At 68.7% G+C, this 16,720-nt stretch carries 16 protein-coding genes; 6 read left to right on the forward strand and 10 right to left on the reverse strand.

Going from position 1 to position 16,720, the window contains the following annotated elements; all coding sequences use genetic code 11:
• Positions 1-21: 21 nt before the first annotated feature.
• Both ACLARN_RS00610 and ACLARN_RS00615 read left to right on the forward strand, forming a co-directional pair.
• Complete coding sequence (locus tag ACLARN_RS00610; protein ID WP_409489316.1) at positions 22-1,128, forward strand: DegT/DnrJ/EryC1/StrS family aminotransferase; 1,107 nt, start codon at positions 22-24, stop codon at positions 1,126-1,128.
• Positions 1,125-2,084 carry a Gfo/Idh/MocA family protein gene (locus ACLARN_RS00615; RefSeq protein WP_409489317.1) on the forward strand — a complete coding sequence of 320 codons (960 nt, stop codon included), beginning with the start codon at positions 1,125-1,127 and terminating at the stop codon, positions 2,082-2,084. Before ACLARN_RS00610 ends, ACLARN_RS00615 begins: the two co-directional genes overlap by 4 nt.
• 73 nt (positions 2,085-2,157) lie before the next feature.
• On the opposite strand, the gene ACLARN_RS00620 is transcribed toward ACLARN_RS00615, so the two are convergent.
• Complete coding sequence (locus ACLARN_RS00620; protein WP_409489318.1) at positions 2,158-2,898, reverse strand: hypothetical protein; 741 nt, start codon at positions 2,896-2,898, stop codon at positions 2,158-2,160.
• Positions 2,895-3,404 carry a SigE family RNA polymerase sigma factor gene (locus ACLARN_RS00625; protein WP_409489319.1) on the reverse strand — a complete coding sequence of 170 codons (510 nt, stop codon included), beginning with the start codon at positions 3,402-3,404 and terminating at the stop codon, positions 2,895-2,897. The genes ACLARN_RS00620 and ACLARN_RS00625 overlap by 4 nt, the downstream gene beginning before the upstream one ends.
• A 112-nt stretch (positions 3,405-3,516) precedes the next feature.
• Between ACLARN_RS00625 and ACLARN_RS00630 the strand changes: the two genes are divergently transcribed.
• Entirely contained in the window at positions 3,517-4,083 is a 567-nt protein-coding gene (locus ACLARN_RS00630) for a hypothetical protein (protein ID WP_409489320.1), read from the forward strand.
• A 2-nt stretch (positions 4,084-4,085) separates the two neighbouring features.
• Here ACLARN_RS00630 and ACLARN_RS00635 read toward each other — a convergent pair whose 3' ends face one another.
• The 6 genes from ACLARN_RS00635 to ACLARN_RS00660 all read right to left on the reverse strand — a co-directional run bounded on the left by ACLARN_RS00635 (position 4,086) and on the right by ACLARN_RS00660 (position 9,765).
• Positions 4,086-4,652, reverse strand: a complete 567-nt coding sequence (locus ACLARN_RS00635) for a copper resistance protein CopC (protein ID WP_409489321.1) — start codon at positions 4,650-4,652, stop codon at positions 4,086-4,088.
• 663 nt (positions 4,653-5,315) lie between these two features.
• Positions 5,316-5,855 carry a Uma2 family endonuclease gene (locus ACLARN_RS00640; RefSeq protein ID WP_409489322.1) on the reverse strand — a complete coding sequence of 180 codons (540 nt, stop codon included), beginning with the start codon at positions 5,853-5,855 and terminating at the stop codon, positions 5,316-5,318.
• Between the two features lie 6 nt (positions 5,856-5,861).
• Complete coding sequence (locus ACLARN_RS00645) at positions 5,862-6,488, reverse strand: acyltransferase (protein WP_076164038.1); 627 nt, start codon at positions 6,486-6,488, stop codon at positions 5,862-5,864.
• Entirely contained in the window at positions 6,475-7,671 is a 1,197-nt protein-coding gene (locus ACLARN_RS00650) for a glycosyltransferase family 4 protein (protein WP_409489323.1), read from the reverse strand. Before ACLARN_RS00650 ends, ACLARN_RS00645 begins: the two co-directional genes overlap by 14 nt.
• Positions 7,672-7,697: 26 nt before the next feature.
• The gene (locus ACLARN_RS00655; protein ID WP_409489324.1) at positions 7,698-8,627 is read right to left on the reverse strand and encodes an NAD-dependent epimerase/dehydratase family protein; all 930 of its coding nucleotides are present in this window, start codon (positions 8,625-8,627) and stop codon (positions 7,698-7,700) included.
• A gap of 7 nt (positions 8,628-8,634) precedes the next feature.
• Positions 8,635-9,765, reverse strand: coding sequence for a DegT/DnrJ/EryC1/StrS family aminotransferase (locus ACLARN_RS00660; protein WP_409489325.1), 1,131 nt, complete (start codon positions 9,763-9,765; stop codon positions 8,635-8,637).
• Between the two features lie 158 nt (positions 9,766-9,923).
• Here ACLARN_RS00660 and ACLARN_RS00665 point away from each other — a divergent pair, with 158 nt between their 5' ends.
• Positions 9,924-13,043: a BTAD domain-containing putative transcriptional regulator gene (locus tag ACLARN_RS00665; protein ID WP_409489326.1), complete on the forward strand. Its 3,120-nt coding sequence runs from the start codon at positions 9,924-9,926 to the stop codon at positions 13,041-13,043.
• Here ACLARN_RS00665 and ACLARN_RS00670 read toward each other — a convergent pair.
• Positions 13,025-13,708, reverse strand: coding sequence for a hypothetical protein (locus ACLARN_RS00670; protein WP_409489327.1), 684 nt, complete (start codon positions 13,706-13,708; stop codon positions 13,025-13,027). The genes ACLARN_RS00665 and ACLARN_RS00670 overlap by 19 nt on opposite strands.
• The gene (locus ACLARN_RS00675; RefSeq protein WP_409489328.1) at positions 13,705-13,920 is read right to left on the reverse strand and encodes a hypothetical protein; all 216 of its coding nucleotides are present in this window, start codon (positions 13,918-13,920) and stop codon (positions 13,705-13,707) included. Before ACLARN_RS00675 ends, ACLARN_RS00670 begins: the two co-directional genes overlap by 4 nt.
• A gap of 130 nt (positions 13,921-14,050) precedes the next feature.
• Here ACLARN_RS00675 and ACLARN_RS00680 point away from each other — a divergent pair, with 130 nt between their 5' ends.
• Positions 14,051-15,148: a C45 family autoproteolytic acyltransferase/hydolase gene (locus tag ACLARN_RS00680; RefSeq protein ID WP_409489329.1), complete on the forward strand. Its 1,098-nt coding sequence runs from the start codon at positions 14,051-14,053 to the stop codon at positions 15,146-15,148.
• A gap of 5 nt (positions 15,149-15,153) precedes the next feature.
• Positions 15,154-16,710, forward strand: a complete 1,557-nt coding sequence (locus tag ACLARN_RS00685; protein WP_409489628.1) for an MFS transporter — start codon at positions 15,154-15,156, stop codon at positions 16,708-16,710.
• Positions 16,711-16,720: the final 10 nt, after the last annotated feature.

Below are 16,720 nucleotides of genomic sequence, written 5' to 3' on the forward strand. Positions count from 1 at the left end.
CCAGTCGAGAGAGACTTGCAGATGATCCCCATTACCGTGGTCGACGTCCGTGACGCGGAGGACCTCGTCGTAGAGGTGCTGCGATCCGGCGCCATCGCACAGGGACCGATGGTCAAGCGCTTCGAGGACGCGTTCGCGAGCGTTTCCGGCACGAAGCACGCGATCGCCGTGAACAACGGCACCACCGCGCTGGTCGCCGCCATTCAGGCGCTCGACCTTCAGCCGGGCGACGAGGTCGTCACCTCGCCGTTCACCTTCGTGGCGACGCTGAACGCGATCCTGGAAGCAGGCGCGACCGTCCGGTTCGCCGACATCCGGCGCGACGACTTCGCGATCGACCCGGACGCCGTCGCCGCCGCGATCACCGACCGCACCAAGGTCCTCATGCCCGTGCACCTCTACGGGCAGACCGCGGACATGGGCAAGCTCGCGCCGCTGGCCGCCGAGCACGGCCTCAAGGTCATCGAGGACTCCGCGCAGGCCGTCGGCGCGTCGTTCCAGGGCAAGCCGTCGGGATCCTTCGGGATCGGCTGCTTCTCCTTGTACGCCACCAAGAACGTGACCACCGCCGAGGGCGGCGTGATCACCACGGACGACGACAAGCTGGCCGACGCGCTGCGTGTGCTGCGCAACCAGGGCATGCGCGCCCGGTACCAGTACGAGGTCGCCGGGCACAACTACCGGATGACCGACCTGCACGCCGCGGTCGGCATCCCGCAGCTGGAGAAGCTGGACCAGCTCACCGCCGCCCGCCAGGCCAACGCGAAGCGCCTCACCGAAGGCCTCGCCGGCACCCCCGGTCTCGACCTCCCGCAGGTTCTGCCGGGCCGCGAACACGTGTGGCACCAGTACACCGTGCTGGTCGGCCCGCACGCGTTCCTCTCGCGCGACGAACTCGCCGCCGCCCTCACCGAACGCGGTATCGGCAACGGGATCTACTACCCGAAGATCGTCTTCGACTACGACTGCTACCGGAACGACCCGCTGATCCCCGACGCCAAGGTCGCGGACTTCCCGGTGGCCGCTTCCGTTGCCGCGCAGGCGCTTTCGCTGCCGGTGCACCCGCACCTTTCCGAGTCCGACCTGGACACCATCATCGAAACGGTTCGCGAGGTTCTCGGCGCATGACGACGCACAAGATCGCCCTCATCGGCACCGGGAACATGGGCTCGCTGCACGCCCGTGTCCTCGCCGCGAACGAGCGCGTGGACCTCGTCCGCGTGATCGACCCGCGCGAAGAGGCCGGCCGCAAGGTCGCCGAGCGCTACGAAACCCAGTGGACGCCCGAAATCGGCTCGCTGTCCGATGTGGACGCCGTCGTGCTCGCTTCGGCAACCGAGGCGCATTACGAGCTGGCGCAGGAGATCCTGGGCCAGGGCAAGCCGTTGCTGGTCGAGAAGCCGGTATGCAACAGCCTCGAATTCTCCAAGGAGATCGTCGGGCTGTCTGCGAAGAAGGACGTCCCGCTGATGTGCGGGCTCCTGGAGCGCTACAACCCGGCCGTGATGACCGCGCGGGCACTGGTGAACGAGCCGATCCACCTGATGGCCCGCCGCCACGGCCCGTACGCGCCGCGCATCAAGACCGGTGTCGCGTGGGACCTGCTGGTGCACGACGTCGACCTGGCGATCCAGTTCTTCGGCGGCGCGACCCCGCAGCGGGTCGCCTCCGGCGCGGGTTACTTCCACCCGAATTCGGTCGAGGGCGCCGAGGACACCATCGAGACGGTGCTGTCGTTCGAGTCCGGGCTCGCCACGGTTTCCGCCTCCCGTCTCGGCCAGCGCAAGGTCCGCTCGCTGTGGGTGTCCGAACTGGACCGCATGATCGAGATCGACCTGCTCCGCCGCGACGTCACCATCTACCGGCACGTCTCGCACGACTCGGTCACCGAGGACGGCCTCGGCTACCGGCAGCAGACCGTCATCGAGATCCCTGAACTGGTCACCGCCCGGGAGCCCCTCGCGACCCAGCTGGACCGGTTCCTCGAGCTGCTCGAGGGCAAGATCGACGTCGACACCGAGCGGGACCTGATCCTGCCTTCGCACGCCGTCGTCGACCAGGTGCTCACCCAGGCCGCGGCCTGACTTCTCTCTCGCAATTCGGCACCTGGTTGCGGTACTTGCACACGCAAGGATCGCAACCAGGTGCCGAATTGCGTTATTTGGTGAGGCGCTGGCCCTTCGCGTCGTAGGCGATGAGAGGGGTAAGCACATTTGAAGACTCCACTTCGGAGCCCTCGAACCAGAAGATCACGACAGACGGGTCTTCGGACCAGGTGGCCGTCTTCGCCTCGACCGGCTTTCCCCGGATGGTGCTGGTGATCCGCGCCGCCGGGCCGGCGAAGTAGCCGAACACGGGGACGAACGTGCCCTGGATCACCTCGCCGCCGTCCGTGGCGTGGAAGCCGAACGACCGGTCCGAGCCCTTGTACTCGTTGGTGGCCAGCAGCGCGTCGTAGGTGCCGTCCTCGTTGCGGTAGGCGACATGAAGACCGAACTGGATGCCCGGCTGCGACGGCTCGTCGAACGCGGACGCGTAGAGCACCAGCTCCCGGTTGCCCGCCCCCTTGACGCCGAGGGGGACCACGTCGCCCAGCGGCACGGCCTGCGGGTACGGCGCTGTGGTGACCGTCGGGATCGGCGACGTCGGCGAGGACGACGGGGCACTCGCGGCAGGCGGGAGGACTTGGTGCTCCGGCGGCGGTTCTTTCAGCGCGACCGCGCCGACGATGACCAGCACCGTCACCGCGGCCGCGGCGATCCCGCCCGCGCCGGTCGCGAGACGGCGACGACGGCGGATACGCCTGCCCTTGGTCATGATCGCGCCGAGGTCGGGCGCGGCGAACTCCTCGGCAGGCTCTTCGCGCAGTGCCGAGCGCAGCGTCTCGAGATCGGTCATCGGCCCAGCCCCCCGATCAGTTCCGTTCCGTCCTCCGCGGTGATCCGCAGCTTGGTCAAGGCACGGGAGTTGGTGCTCTTCACGGTGCCCACCGAGACACCCAGCTCGCCGGCCACATCGGACTCCTTCAAATCGAAGAAATGCCGAAGCACCACGACCGCCCTCTCCCGGTCTGTGAGCGTACGCAACGCGTCAAGCAGCCATTTCCGCTGGACAACGGCACTGGCGACGTCCGCGCCGCTCGGCCGCTCGGGGATCTCCTCGGTCGCGTTCTCCCGGATCGGGCGCCGCCAGCCGTCGATGATGTGGTTGACGAGGACCTGCCGCGCGTAGGCGTAGGCGTCCTTGCGGCGTACCCGCGACCAGGCCGCGTACGTCTTGGCGAGCGCCGTCTGCGCGGCGTCCTCGGCCTGATGACGGTCGCTGGTCAGCAGGTAGGCGGCATGTTGCAGACGGTTCGACGAGTTCCGCACGAACTCGACGAACTCGTCATCGCCACGAGCCACCCTGGTCCTCATCTCCGTTCGACGGTTGACCACCTGAAAGGTTGCCTCAACCTTTTCGGGCGCTCTCCCGTAGGTGTTCTTGAATGATCTTCGGCCACGGGGAGGAACACCCATGAAATCACCCGGGAAGCGGACGCTCCTGGCAGGCGGCGCGGTGCTGGCCGTGGTGCTCATGAGCGCACTGACGGCGAACGCCGCCCCCGCTCCGGCGCCCGCCGTCGCGCAGGCTGTCCAGACCGACACGCCGTGGGGCGACGTCATCGGCACCGGTGTCCACGACGACGGCGGTGAGCTGGTGTTCTACGGCGTGAAGGTCGACGTCGAGCAGCTTCCGGGGACGACCTTCGGGATCATGGCGGGGCGCCGTCCGGCCGGAGGCCAGGTGACCGCGGGCGTCGCCGCCAACGAGTTCGAAGGCTCCGACAAGGCACCCGGTTTCCACGCGGTGTCCGGTGGGATCAGCGGCTACCCGTCGTTCGGTTACTACGCGGGACCGGCCGTGAAGATCACCGCGAAGGTGGACGGCAAGAACGTCACCGCGCATCAGGCGCCGTGGAGCGTGGACCCGAACATCGTCGTGTTCTGGTTCGACTCGGGCGCCGACCCGCTGGAACTGGCCGCCTTCGACGCCTCCGGCAAGGAACTGCCCGCGGGGAACACCGGCGTCGGCCACGGCTGACGTCAGGACCGGTCGTTCTTGCGGCGGACGATGCGGAGCGCGCCCACGAGCCCGGCGACGACCACGGCGACCGCGAGGACGATCCACACCCAGCCCGGCACCAGGCCTTCGGGAGTGGTCTCGTCGGCCTGCGGCACCGGGGCCGCGCTGGTCTCGCTGCTCTTTTGGGCCGCCGCGCTGCTGGACGACGGGGGCGCGGCCGGGGCGCTGAGGTTGAACTTCACCGTTCCGCTGGACTCGTGCGAGTCCTCGAAGGTCACCTTGTAGCGCAGCGTGTACTCGCCCGCGGGCCCGACGGCCTGGACCGGCGCGGTGATCACGGACCCGGCGACGTCCGCCCGGCCGACGGTCCACTTCGCGTTCTCGGGCCCGGTGATCTGGATCGGATCGGCCGCGAGGGTGACCGGGCCGGAGAAGGTCAGCTTGATCTGCGTCGGGGGCGTCGCCAGCGAAGCGCCCTTCGCGGGGTCGCTGCTCTTCAGCTCCGAGTGGGCCATCGCCGGAGTCGCGGCACCCAGCAGGGCGACCCCGGCGACCAGCAGCGACGCGCCGAACCGCTTGAACCTCATCTGGACATACCCTCCGGCCGGGAAACTCGCACACTGAGCTTAGTAGTCGGATTCGGTGGGGTGATGGTTCCCGGCGTCGGATCGGCTGGGCAGGACCCTCGTGAGTGGTACGGACGGTTAGGGCCAAGGGTGCCTATTGCGGTGCGCCGGTGGCGGTTGCGCGTGACTAGCGGGGCAACTCGCGTGATGGGATGGACGACACGCGTGTCCAGAGGGATGACTCGCCGCGTAGCCCGGTCGCGTACGTGTCGTCCACCGGCTCACACGTGCCGTCCAACCAGTCACGCGAAACGGCCAGCCCGGCATAAGGGTCTCCCGGACCTTGATCAACGGAGGATTAGGGACAGTGAGTGTCCCTAATCCTCCGTTGATCAAGCTCGAACCACACCCGGCACAGCCGAGCGGGGAAGATTCAGGACGTTGAACGTCCTGAATATTCCCCGCTCGACCTTTCCTGCAGCAACAAAACCGTAGATATGGGAACTAACCGGACATTTAGCCGCCGAGAGCGTCCCTTGTGGACAGTGAAGACACAGCCGGCTCCCGGTACCCATGTCGCGAAAGCCACTTTCGGGACATCAGACGTCGCAAAAGTGGCTTTCGCGACACCCGGGATGCTGCCGTGGCCTTCAGGACCGCACGGAAGAGTCGCGACGGCTCAGCTCAGGGACGCTGCGCGCGCCGCGTGGTGAGGGCGTCGAGATCGAGAGTGAGCGGGGTGCCGTCGAAGTCGAGTGACACCTTGCCGGTGTGCTCGCCGAAGTTCTCGTAATCACCGTCTACGAGGCGATAGGTGATCATGCTCGCCGGATCGTCGAGGTCGACGATCCAGTAGTGCTCGATCCCGACTTCGGCGTACTCGGAGAACTTGGTGACCCGGTCGGTACGAACGGTGCCTTCGGACAGGACCTCGATCACGAGCCCTACGTCCTCAGGGGACAACCTGGGAACGTTCGGGTCGGCCAGGCTCGTGACGACGACGTCCGGTACGCGAATGGTCAGCGACTCCTCGGCGAGCAGCAATTCGACTGCGGCGAAGGCGGACCGGCCTGTGAGCCGCTCGTCCAGCCAATACGCGAGTCGCCCCACGGCCAGTTGATGGTGAGTGCCCAGCTGCGGTGGCGGAACCAGCACACCGCTGACCACTTCGGCTCGGTTCAAGGGCATGGACGCCCAGTCGGCGAGGTTCACGGGGCTCTTCACCTTTGACTACTCCGTGAAGTCGCCCGCCGGAGCGCCCCACGACCCCGGGGTGTCACCGCGTTCCTCCGCCAAAGCACGCCGCCGCGCGTTCTCGCCGCGCACACGCTCCACTTCGGACTGGATGTACTCGTCGTCGTACTTCTGGAACACGCGCGCAGGATTACCCGCGACTAGAGTGCGCGGCGGGACGTCCTTGGCGACCACGGAGTTCGGCTGCACGGTGGCGAAGTCGCCGATCGTCACGCCCGCCATGATCACCACCAGGCCGCCGATGAAGCAGCCCTTGCCGATCTTCACCGGTTTGCGTTCGATGAGGTCGCTGCCGGAGTGGTTCTGCAACGTCATGTTCGCGAGCCAGCTGGAATGCGTGAAGATCAGCGTGTTCAGGCCGATGCTGGTGTGCTCGCCGATCTCCAGCCCGCCACTCGCGTCGAGCGCGGCGCCTTCGCCGATCCAGCAGTGTTCGCCGATCTTCAGGTTCTCCGGGCTGATGATCTTGACCCGTTCGCGGACCCGTGTCGACTCCGGCAGTCCGTAGAAACGAGCGCGCTCGGCGTCGTTCATGTACTGCGAGACGAGTTCGGTCAGGATCTGCGGGCGCAGGCGGTTGCTGCGCTCGTCATCGAAGAACATCGGCCTCGGTCACCAGTTTCTCGAAGGTGCGCAGGTGTTCCTCGGCGACGACGTCGAGGCCGAAGTTGGCCCGCACCATCGCGCTTTCCCGCTGTGCCACCAAAGCCCGCTTCTGGGGGTCGTCGAGCAGTTCGATGACGGTGTTCGCCACCGCCTCGCTGTCGTCCGGCCGCACCAGCAGGATGTTCTCGCCGTTGCGAAGTTCGATGCCGGGGTAGTTGTCCTCGGTGACCGACGCGATGGTCGCGGTGCCCGAGAGCATCGCCTCCAGCGACGCGGTGCCGCAGCCTCCGTTGAGGTCGTGCGTGACGATGTCGGCGGCGGCGAAGTACGCGGGCACGTCGGCCTTCGGCACGGCGCCGGTGACGATGATGGCGTCCGCGACACCGAGTTCTTCCGCCCGCTTCAGGAAGACGTCGTGGTACACGCGGCCGACGACGACCACCTTCACGTCGGGGTGCTTGTCCAAAATGGACGGCAGCGCCTCGACCAGCGGGAGCCGGTTGCGCAGCGGGATCACGTGCCCGAGCGAGACGATCACCGGGCCGTCGCCCAGCTTGTGTTCGGCACGCACATCGAGCGTGAGCGGCTTCTCGAAGTTCCCGGTGTCGACGGCGATCGGGAAGTAGTCCGAGTTGTCGTCGCTGGTGCCGTAGCGCTCGACGCAGTAGTCGACCCCGAGCTTGTCGAGGATGACGTACCGCGGCTTCAGGTAGCGCAGGATCGGGTTCACCAGAACGGTGTCCAGGAACCGGAAGACGCCGCCGTACAGCTTGTTGTCGCTGATCAGCAGCGTGTGGATGGTCAGCAGCATCGGCAGCTTGTGCCGCCGCGCGTACCGTCCGGCCAGCCACGACAGGTCGAAGAACTGCCCGTGGAGGTGGATCGCGTCCGGTTTGAACTCGTCCAGCAGCTTCCGCAGCCGCCGCCAGTTCCCCGGCCGCAGCGAGGCGAAGCTCATGTCGAAGTCGATCGACAGGCCCAGCTGCGGCATCTTCACCGCGGGCAGGCGGACGACGCGGTAGCCGTCCTTCGTCTCGTCGGCCGGGGCGTCGGCGTAGGCCGCGGTGATCGCGAGCACCTCGTGCCCGCGAGCCGCGTACTGCTCGGCCAGGGACGCCGCCATGTGCGCGCTTCCGCCCACCCTCGGCGGGAAGAAGTTGTTGACGACAGCGATGCGCATAGGGCGGCTCTCCCCTGGCCCGGCAGTCATTCCGAGGCCTTGACCAGCTCGTGCATACCCTCTTCCACGGAGATCTTCGGCTCCCAGCCGAGGACCTCGCGGGCACGGGTGATGTCCGCGGCACGCCGCGAAACGAGCACGTCGCGCTCGTTGAACAGCGGCTCGACGTTGACGCCGACGGCGTCGATGAGGATCTTCGCCAGCGTCGCGATCGAAGTGTCGATCCCGGTGCCGATGTTGATCGGCACTCCTGCCTGCTCCGACTCCAGCGCCGCGACGACGGCACGGGCCAGGTCCGTGACGTGCACGAAGTCCATCGACTGGTCGCCGCGGCCGTCGATGATCGGCGGTTGGCCTGCGCGCAGGCGCTGGATGAAGTGGTTGATCACCGACGTGTAGTAGGCCTCGATCTTCTGGCCGGGGCCGTACACGTTGAAGAACCGCAGGGCGTTCCAGGACAAGCCCTTGGTGCGCTCGTAGAAGCCGAGCATGTCCTCGCCCGCGCGCTTCGAGATGCAGTACGGCGTGAGCGGCTTGAGCTCGTCGTCCTCGTGCATCGGCAGCCGCTTCGGTTCGCCGTAGACGGACGCGGTCGACGCGAACACGACCCGCTCGACACCCTCGTCCGCCGCGGCGGCGAAGACGTTGTGGTTGCCGACCATGTTGATGTCGATGGACTCGTGCGGGTCCGCGACCGACTTGTTGATCGACACGGTGGCGAAGTGGATCACGTGCGTGCAGCCGCGCATGGCCTCACGCACGGCGCCGCCGTAGCGCACGTCCTTCTCGACCAGTTCGACCTTGCCGGTGGCGACGAACTCGTTGATCCTGGCGCGGTCGCCGCGCGTCATGTTGTCGAAGACGCGGACGGTGTAGCCGCCTTCGATCAGCATCGGGATGACGTGCGCGGCGATGAAACCGCCGCCCCCGGTGAAGAGGACCTTCTTGTCTGGCATTTCTCTCCTAGCTCGGCAGTGCGGCGCTGACGGTCCCGATGACCCGGTCGACCTGGTCATCGGTGAGGTTGGCGTGCATCGGGATGGCGAGGTGACGGGCGAAGAGGTCCGCCGAAACCGGCAAGGTCTGCGTCTTGCCGTAGATGGGCTGGAGGTGCGAGGCGTAGGTGCCGAAGTTGCACTGCACGCCCTGCTCCCGGATCCGCAGCGCGAGCGCGTCGCGGTCGATCTCCGGGGCCACCGTGAGGATGTAGGCCTGCCACGGGTGCTCGCGGTCCGGCAGTTCCACCGGGACGTCGAGGCCGGGCAGGTTCTCGAACGCCTCGTGGTAGCGCTTGGCCACCGAGCGACGGGCCGAGAGCAGGTCCGGGAGCCGGTCCAGCTGGACGTTCATGATCGCGGCCTGCACGTCCGAGAGCCGGAAGTTGTAGCCCAGCTCGTGGAACTCCGGGATCGGCAACGCGCCGGAACCCTCCCGGGTGATGGCGGGCTCGATGCCGTAGGTATGCAGCTTGCGCGCGTGCGCGATGAGGTCTTCGCGGTCCGAGACCAGAGCGCCGCCCTCGCCCGCGGTGATGCCCTTGCGGCCGTGGAAGGAGAACGCGGCCAGGTCGGCGAGGCTGCCAGCCGGGCGGGTCTTGTAGGTCGCGCCCGCGGCGCAGGCGGCGTCCTCGAAGAGCCACAGGCCGTGCTTGTCGGCGATGGCGCGGTACTCGTCGAAGTCACCCGGCTGCCCGGCGACGTCGACGGCGAGGATGCCGACGGTGCGCGGGGTGATCAGGGCTTCGATCGACGCGGGGTCGGCGCTCCACGCGTCCGGGCGAATGTCGGCGAACACCGGCGTCGCACCCGCTTGGAGCACGGCGTGGCCGGTGGCGGGGAACGTGTAGTCGCCGACGATGACCTCGTCACCCGGCTTCACACCGAGTACACGCAGGCCGAGGAAGAGTGCGGAGCCACAGTTGCTGGTGGTCAAGGCGTGCGCGGTGCCGACGGTCTTCGCGAAGCGTTCTTCGAAGCGGCGGCACGCGGGGCCGGCGCCGGCCAGCCAGCCGGACCGGAACACCTCCGCCACGGCGGCGAGTTCTTCGTCGCCGACGGTCGGCTGACCGAGGACCACGGGTTCGAGCTCAGACATACCTCTCCCATTGCGTGGGGACCCGGCGAAGTGTATAGACGCCGATCGGCGTAGTTCGGGCGGGCTGGATCCGCCCAGGTCAACAACGCTCTATCCATCCATGCCCCCGCCACCGCCCTCAACGGAGAAGCTGCGCTTCCAGGCCTAGTCTCTAGCCCATGCGATTCGGCGTTCTGGGGGCGACGGAGGTGCGCCGCGAGGACGGCACCGCCGTCCCGGTCGGCGGGCCCAGGGTCCGGACGCTGTTCGCGTTGCTCGCGCTGGAGGCGGGCCGGGTCGTCCCGGCGGAGCGGCTCATCGACGGTCTCTACGGCGAGCAGCCACCCGAAGGAGTGGCGAACGCGCTCCAATCGCAGGTCTCGCGGTTGCGCGGCGCGTTGAAGGACGTCGCGCCCGTCGAGTTCAGCCCGGCGGGTTACCGGCTGGCCGTGGACCCCGACGACGTCGACGTGCACCGCTTCGAGCGGCTCGCCGCCGAAGGCCGACGCACTCTCGCGGCGGGAGACGCCGCGAAGGCGTCCGAACTGCTTCGCGACGCTCTCGGTCTCTGGCGTGGCCCGGCGTTCGCGGACATCACCGACGCGCCGTTCCGCGACCCCCAGGTCACCAGGCTCGCCGAACTGAAGACGTCGGCGATCGAGGACCGCGTCGAAGCCGAACTCAAGCTGGGAAGGCACGAAGACGTCCTCGCCGAGCTTCGCGAGGTCATCGACGGCCAACCGCTCCGGGAACGGCCACGTGCGCTGCTGATCCGCGCGCTGCACGCCGCAGGACGTCAGGCCGACGCGCTCACCGCGTTCGAGGACGCCCGGCGTGTCCTCGCCGAGGAGCTCGGCGCCGATCCCGGACCGGATCTCGCCGCCGCGCATCTGGCCGTGTTGCGCGGCGAGACACCGCCCGCCAAGGCCGCGACCGCGGCCCTTCCCGCGCAGCTCACCAGCTTCATCGGCCGCGAAGGCGACCTCCGGCACGTGCTCGCCCAGCTGGACCGCTCCCGGCTGGTGACGCTGACCGGTCCCGGCGGGACGGGCAAGACCCGCCTGGCCGTCGAAGCGGCCGCCGAGGTGAGCCTCCCGGTGGTCTTCGTCGAACTCGCGCCCTACACCGAGGACGCCGACGTCGCCCACGCCGTGCTGACCGCGCTCGGGCTGCGGACGGTCCCGCTCGGCACGGTCACCGCTCCGGTGGAGAACGCGCCGCTGGAACGACTGATCGACGCGCTGGCCGACCGGGCGGTCCTGCTGGTGCTCGACAACTGCGAGCACCTGGTCGACGCCGCCGCGAAGCTGGCCGCCCGGCTGCTCGCCGCGGCCGCGGCGTTGCGCGTGCTCGCCACCAGCCGCGAACCGCTGGGCATCACCGGCGAGGTCGTCTCCCCGTTGCCGCGGCTCGCCGTGCCGCCGCCGGGCACGGCACCCGGCCGGTCGCTGGAGTTCGCCGCCGTGCGGCTGTTCGCCGACCGGGCGCAGGCCAACGACCCCGGCTTCGCGGTCGACGACACCACCGCGGGCGACGTCCAGCGCATCTGCGCCGCGCTGGACGGGCTGCCGCTGGCGATCGAACTCGCCGCCGCGCGCGTGCGGACGCTGCCCGTCGGCGAGATCGCCGCGAGGCTGGATGACCGTTTCCGTTTGCTCTCGCGGGGAAGCCGGGCCGCCGAGAACCGGCACCGCACCCTGCGCGGCGTCGTCGAATGGAGCTGGGATCTCCTGGAGGAGGACGAACGGCGGCTCGGGAGGCGGTTGACCGTGTTCGCCGGCCCCACGAGCCTCGCCGACGCCGAAACGGTGTGCGCCGTACCGGACACCGAGTACCTGCTTCCGTCCCTTGTGGACAGATCGCTGGTCGAACGCACCGGAGACCGGTATCGGATGCTCGAAACCATCCGGGCCTTCTTCGCCGAGAAACTCACCGAAGCAGGCGAGACCGAGCAGATGCGGCGTACGCACGCCGAGTGCTTCCTCGCCCTCGCCGAAGAGGCAGACCCGCTTCTGCGCACCGGCGAACAGCTGGTCTGGCTCGACCGTATCGACGCCGCCTACGACGACCTCCTGGCCGCGTTGCGCTGGGCTTCCGAGGCCGACGAGCGGATCGCGCTCCGGCTTTCGGCCTCGCTGGTGACGTACTGGTGGATGCGCGGGCGCCGGTTCGAAGGCTCGATGCTGAGCCTGGAAGTGGTCAAGCACCTCGGGCAGCGGCCGCCGGAAGACCTCGAGGAGGAATACCAGATCTCCGTGCTCAACGCCGCCGCCGGAGCCCGCGGTCATGAGGCGCTGGACCGGCACTTGCCGCCGGTGACCGGCCTCATGCTGGACATGGTCCGGGCACCCCGGAATCCGGCGTTGCTGCTGTTGCTGGGGGTCGTGGCCGGACCGCCCGGCGACGACGACGCGCTGCTCAAGCGCAGCCAGGCCCTGCTGGCGCACAGCGACGCCTGGAGTCTCGCTCTCGCACCGACCGGTTACGGGCTCCGCGCGCTGATGCGGGGCGAACTCGAAACGGCGGAAGGGTTCCTGCGCGAGGGGGCGGCGGCGTTCCGGGAGATCGGTGAACGCTGGGGCCTTTCGATGGCCCTCGATCACCTGTCACAGATCCTGGTCTGGACGAACCGCCAGACCGAAGCGCTCGAAATGATGAACGAGGCGCTCCGGCTGATGCGGGAGCTCGGCGCGTCCGACGACAACGCGGATCTGCTGTGCCGTCGCGGCGAAAGCAAGCTGCTCCACGGCGACGCGCCGGGAGCGCGGGCGGATTTCGAACTCGCCGTCGAGATCGCGCGCCGTGCCGGGATGCCGGAAAGCCGGGCGACCGGGTACGTCGGGCTCGCGCTCCTCGCCCGGCACGAGGGCGATCTGGCCACGGCCCGCGCGCTGAGCGAACTCGCGCTCGCGGAATGCCACGGCGGCTCGTTCGCGGCCGACGGGGTCCGTGCCGGGGCGAGGATCTCGCTCGGCTGGGTCGTGGCCGCCGAAGGCGACATCGACCAGGCCGAGGAACTGCACCGGCAAGCGCTCCTGTCGGCGGATCAGTGGCACGACAGCACCACCGTGGCCTACGCCGTCGAAGGCCTCGCCGGGGTCGCGCTGCTCCGGGACGACCCTGAGCGGGCGGCGGTCCTGATCGGCGCCGCGGTGACCATCCGGGGCACCCCGTTCGCCGTCGATCTGGACGCCGCCCTGCTCCGGACGACCGTGCGGGAGCGGCTCGGTGAAGACTTCGACCAGGCCTACCGCCGAGGGCTCGGCCTGCGCGGTGCCGCTCAATTGGCGGGGCCGTGAACACCGGTCAGCATGATCCCCTGCGGTGCGAAGCGGCCGACGGCTTCGGCCAGCAGGCGCGGGTCGAGTTCGCTGTCCTGGACGGCGACGTAGAGCGGCTCCGCGTTGACCGGGACCGCGCCGAGCCGGGTCATGCCGGGGCCGACGGGGTCGGTGGTGAGCCGGGTGACGTCACGCCATGGCACGACCGTCCGCTCGATCCGGACGCCGACCGAGTCCAGTTCGAAGAGCACCCACTGCTGGTCGTGCAGCGACTTCACGTATCCGATGGCGGCGCAGCCGACGGCGATCGCGATGATCCGCAGCACGCCCGGCCCGTCCAACGAGCCGACCAGGGCGATGAACCCGAGAACGACCACGACCATTCCGGTCAGTTTCGCGGCGCCGACCAGGCCCGCGTTCGGTTTGTGCACCCGGAACCGCACGGCGCGCATCAGCTGTTTGGTGAGTACGCCGCCACCGACGGCGACGGCGAGCGCGATCATCGTCACCACCAGCGAGCCCGGGGAGAAGTCCGCGACGACGTTGTAACCGGCGATCAGTGCGACGAACGCGCCGACGACGGTCAGCATCAGCGCCAGTTTGCCCTTGCGGACGTTCCGCTCGCGCTGGTCGAGCGCGGCCTGGTCCGGTGCGGCGAGGAAGCCGCCGTCGATGTTCCTCATCGGGCATCACGCTGCGTTGCGGCCGCGCGGCGCTCACGCTGACGACGGTCGAGGACGTACAGCAGCACACCGGCGCCGGCGCTCACCGCGGCGTAGATCAGGTCCTGCAGGCCGTCGTCCGGGTAGCCGGTGGAGAACTCGACCATCGCGAGCGCGACGAACAGGACGCTGATGACGCCCCCGGCGATGATGTACACCTTGTTGCTGAGCATGGCTTCCCTCGCTTGTCGTTGCCTTGGTGAGACCACTTTCGCGCGGGGCACATGACATTCCGATGACAAACACTGCAAGCTGTCAGCCGTTGGTGCGTGGGTCGTCAGCGCTCGTGGCCAAGCTCCCGCCATGACCTACATCGCGGGATCACCCGAAGACTTCCTCGCCGTGCGGCATCTGACGCTGCGCGGTACCCAGGCCGAGATCGGCCACGCGCTCGGCGCCGAAGCGAAGGCGCGTTCGGACTGGTCGCCACCGCCGATCGACCCGATCGTGGCCAGGGCGCGGCGCACCTGGTTCGCGCGGAACTGGCCGCAGTACGCCGAACGGACGGCCGGGTTCGCCGAGGCCTACGGGCTTCCGGCCGACGCGGAGGTCTCGTTCGACAACGCGAGCGCCCTACCCGCCGGATCGGGCTGTTCGGCGTTGTGGACGGGGAGCACGCTCGGCCGGAACTACGACTTCTTCACCATGAGCTGGACCCAGCTGGGTGCGGTGATGGCGGGTGAGGAACCCGTCGACGACGGGACGGTGCCGATGGCGTCGCGGCCTTACGTCCTGACCACGATCCCCGACGACGGCATCGCCTCGACGTCCCTGTCGATGTCCACAATGGACGGTGCGACGGAAGGGGTCAACGAAGCGGGGCTGGTCGTCACACTGCTGATGGCCGAAGTCGAAACGGCCGCGCCGCTGGTGGACGATCCCGGTCCGCAGGCGGGCCTCTCGGTTTTGCAGGTGTGCCGGTATCTGCTGGACACCTGTGAAAACGTCGACGAGGCCAAGGAAGCGCTGATGCTCGCCAAGCAGTACACGCACGGCGCGCCCTGCCATTACATCGTCGCCGACGCTTCCGGCCGCGGCTTCGTCCACGAGCGCGGGGAGCACGACATCGAGTACTTCGTCGAGGTCGCCGACGGGCCGCTGTGCGTCACGAACCACCTGCTGCACCGCCATCCGGACCTCGACGCGCTGCCCGAGGACACACCGGACACCATGCTCACCTACCAGCGGCTGCGCACCATCACCAAGGAAGCGGACGCCGGACCGCGCGACGCGCTCGACGCGGTGTCCTTCGCGATCGAGCCGGGCGCGCCGTGGCGGACGTTGTGGCGCAGCGTCTTCGACCCGGCGGCCCGCACCATGAGCACGCGGTTCTACCTCGGCGACGGCGAAAACGGCACCGCGCGGCACTCGCCGGAACTCACCTTCGGGGTGTCGCGGTGAGCGATGTGGAGATCGGCAAGGGCCGCAAGATCGGCACGCTCGCGGTCTGTGTCCTCGCACAGTTGCTGATCGCGATCGATCTGACCGTGCTGCACCTGGTGCTGCCGTCGCTTTCGGAGCAGATGCACCCGTCGACGACGGAAATGCTGTGGATCGCCGACGCGTACGGGTTCGCGCTCGCCGGGCTGCTGATCACGATGGGCAACATCGGTGATCGTGTCGGCCGGAAGAAGCTGCTGCTGATCGGGGCGTCGCTGTTCGGCGTCGCTTCGGTGATCACGGCGTACGCGCCGACCGCGGAACTGCTGATCGCCGCCCGCGCGCTGCTCGGGATCGCCGCCGCGACGCTGATGCCGTCGACGTTGTCGATCATCCGGAACGTGTTCACCGGCAAGGAACGCGCGGCCGCGATCGGGGTGTCGAGCGGGCTGACGATCCTCGGTTTCGGCATGGGGCCGCTCGTCGGCGGTGTCCTGCTCGACCATTTCTGGTGGGGTTCGGTGTTCCTGGTCAACGTGCCGGTGGTGATCGTGCTGGTGATCGCGGGCGCGCTGATCCTGCCCGAATCGAAGAACCCGGCACCGGGCCGGATCGACGTGCTCAGCGTGCTGCTGTCCGTCGTCGGCATGGTCGGGATCGTCTACACGATCAAGGAAGTCGCGTACAAGGGCTGGGGGCATTGGGACATCGCGGTCGCCGCGGTGCTCGGCCTCGGCGGCCTGCTGGCGTTCGTCCTGCGGCAGCCACGGCTGGCCGAACCGCTGATGGACCTGAAACTGTTCGCGCAGCGGGCGTTCTCGGCGACCGTCGCCACCACGATCCTGGCGATGTTCGCGCAGCTCGCGGTCTCCCTGATGTTCGCGCAATATCTTCAGCTGGTGGCGGGCTGGTCGCCGCTGAAGTCCGGGCTCGCCGGGCTGCCGGGGATGGGCGGCGCGATCGTCGGCGGCGTGCTCGCGCCGCTGGCGATCAAGGCGTTCGGCCGGGCGGTCACGATCGCGCTGGGATGCGGTCTTTCGGCGGTCGGCTTCGCGTTGTACTCGGGTATCAGCGTGACGATCGTGTACACGGACCTGCTCGCGGCGATGATCATCTTCGGCGTCGGGCTGGCACTGATCCTCGCGACCGCGACGGACACGGTGCTCGGCGTCGTGCCGAAGGCCAGGGCGGGCGCGGCGTCGGCGATCTCCGAAACGGCGACCGAACTCGGCGGGGCGCTGGGGATCGCGGTCCTCGGCAGCGTGCTCGGCGCGCTATACCGGAGCGAACTCGTCATCCCGGCGGGTGTGCCGCCCGAGGCGGCTGGGGCGATCGAGGACACCCTCGGCGGCGCGGTCCAGGTCGCGGCGCAGCTGCCGCCGTCGCAAGGCGCGGTGGTGCTGGACAGCGCGAAGGTGGCTTTCGTCGACGGGATGCAGGTGACGATGCTGGCCTCGGCCGGGCTGATGGCGTTGCTGGCGGTCAGTGCGCTGTTCACGCTGCGCGGAGTCCCGAAGGTCCTTGAAGACCCCGAAGAGGACGACGCCGTTTCGGCTGCTTCGCCCGCCTCCGCTGGAGTCTGATGGCGCATGA

The sequence above is a fragment of the Amycolatopsis sp. cmx-11-12 genome (assembly GCF_046269425.1).
Lineage (GTDB): Bacteria > Actinomycetota > Actinomycetes > Mycobacteriales > Pseudonocardiaceae > Amycolatopsis.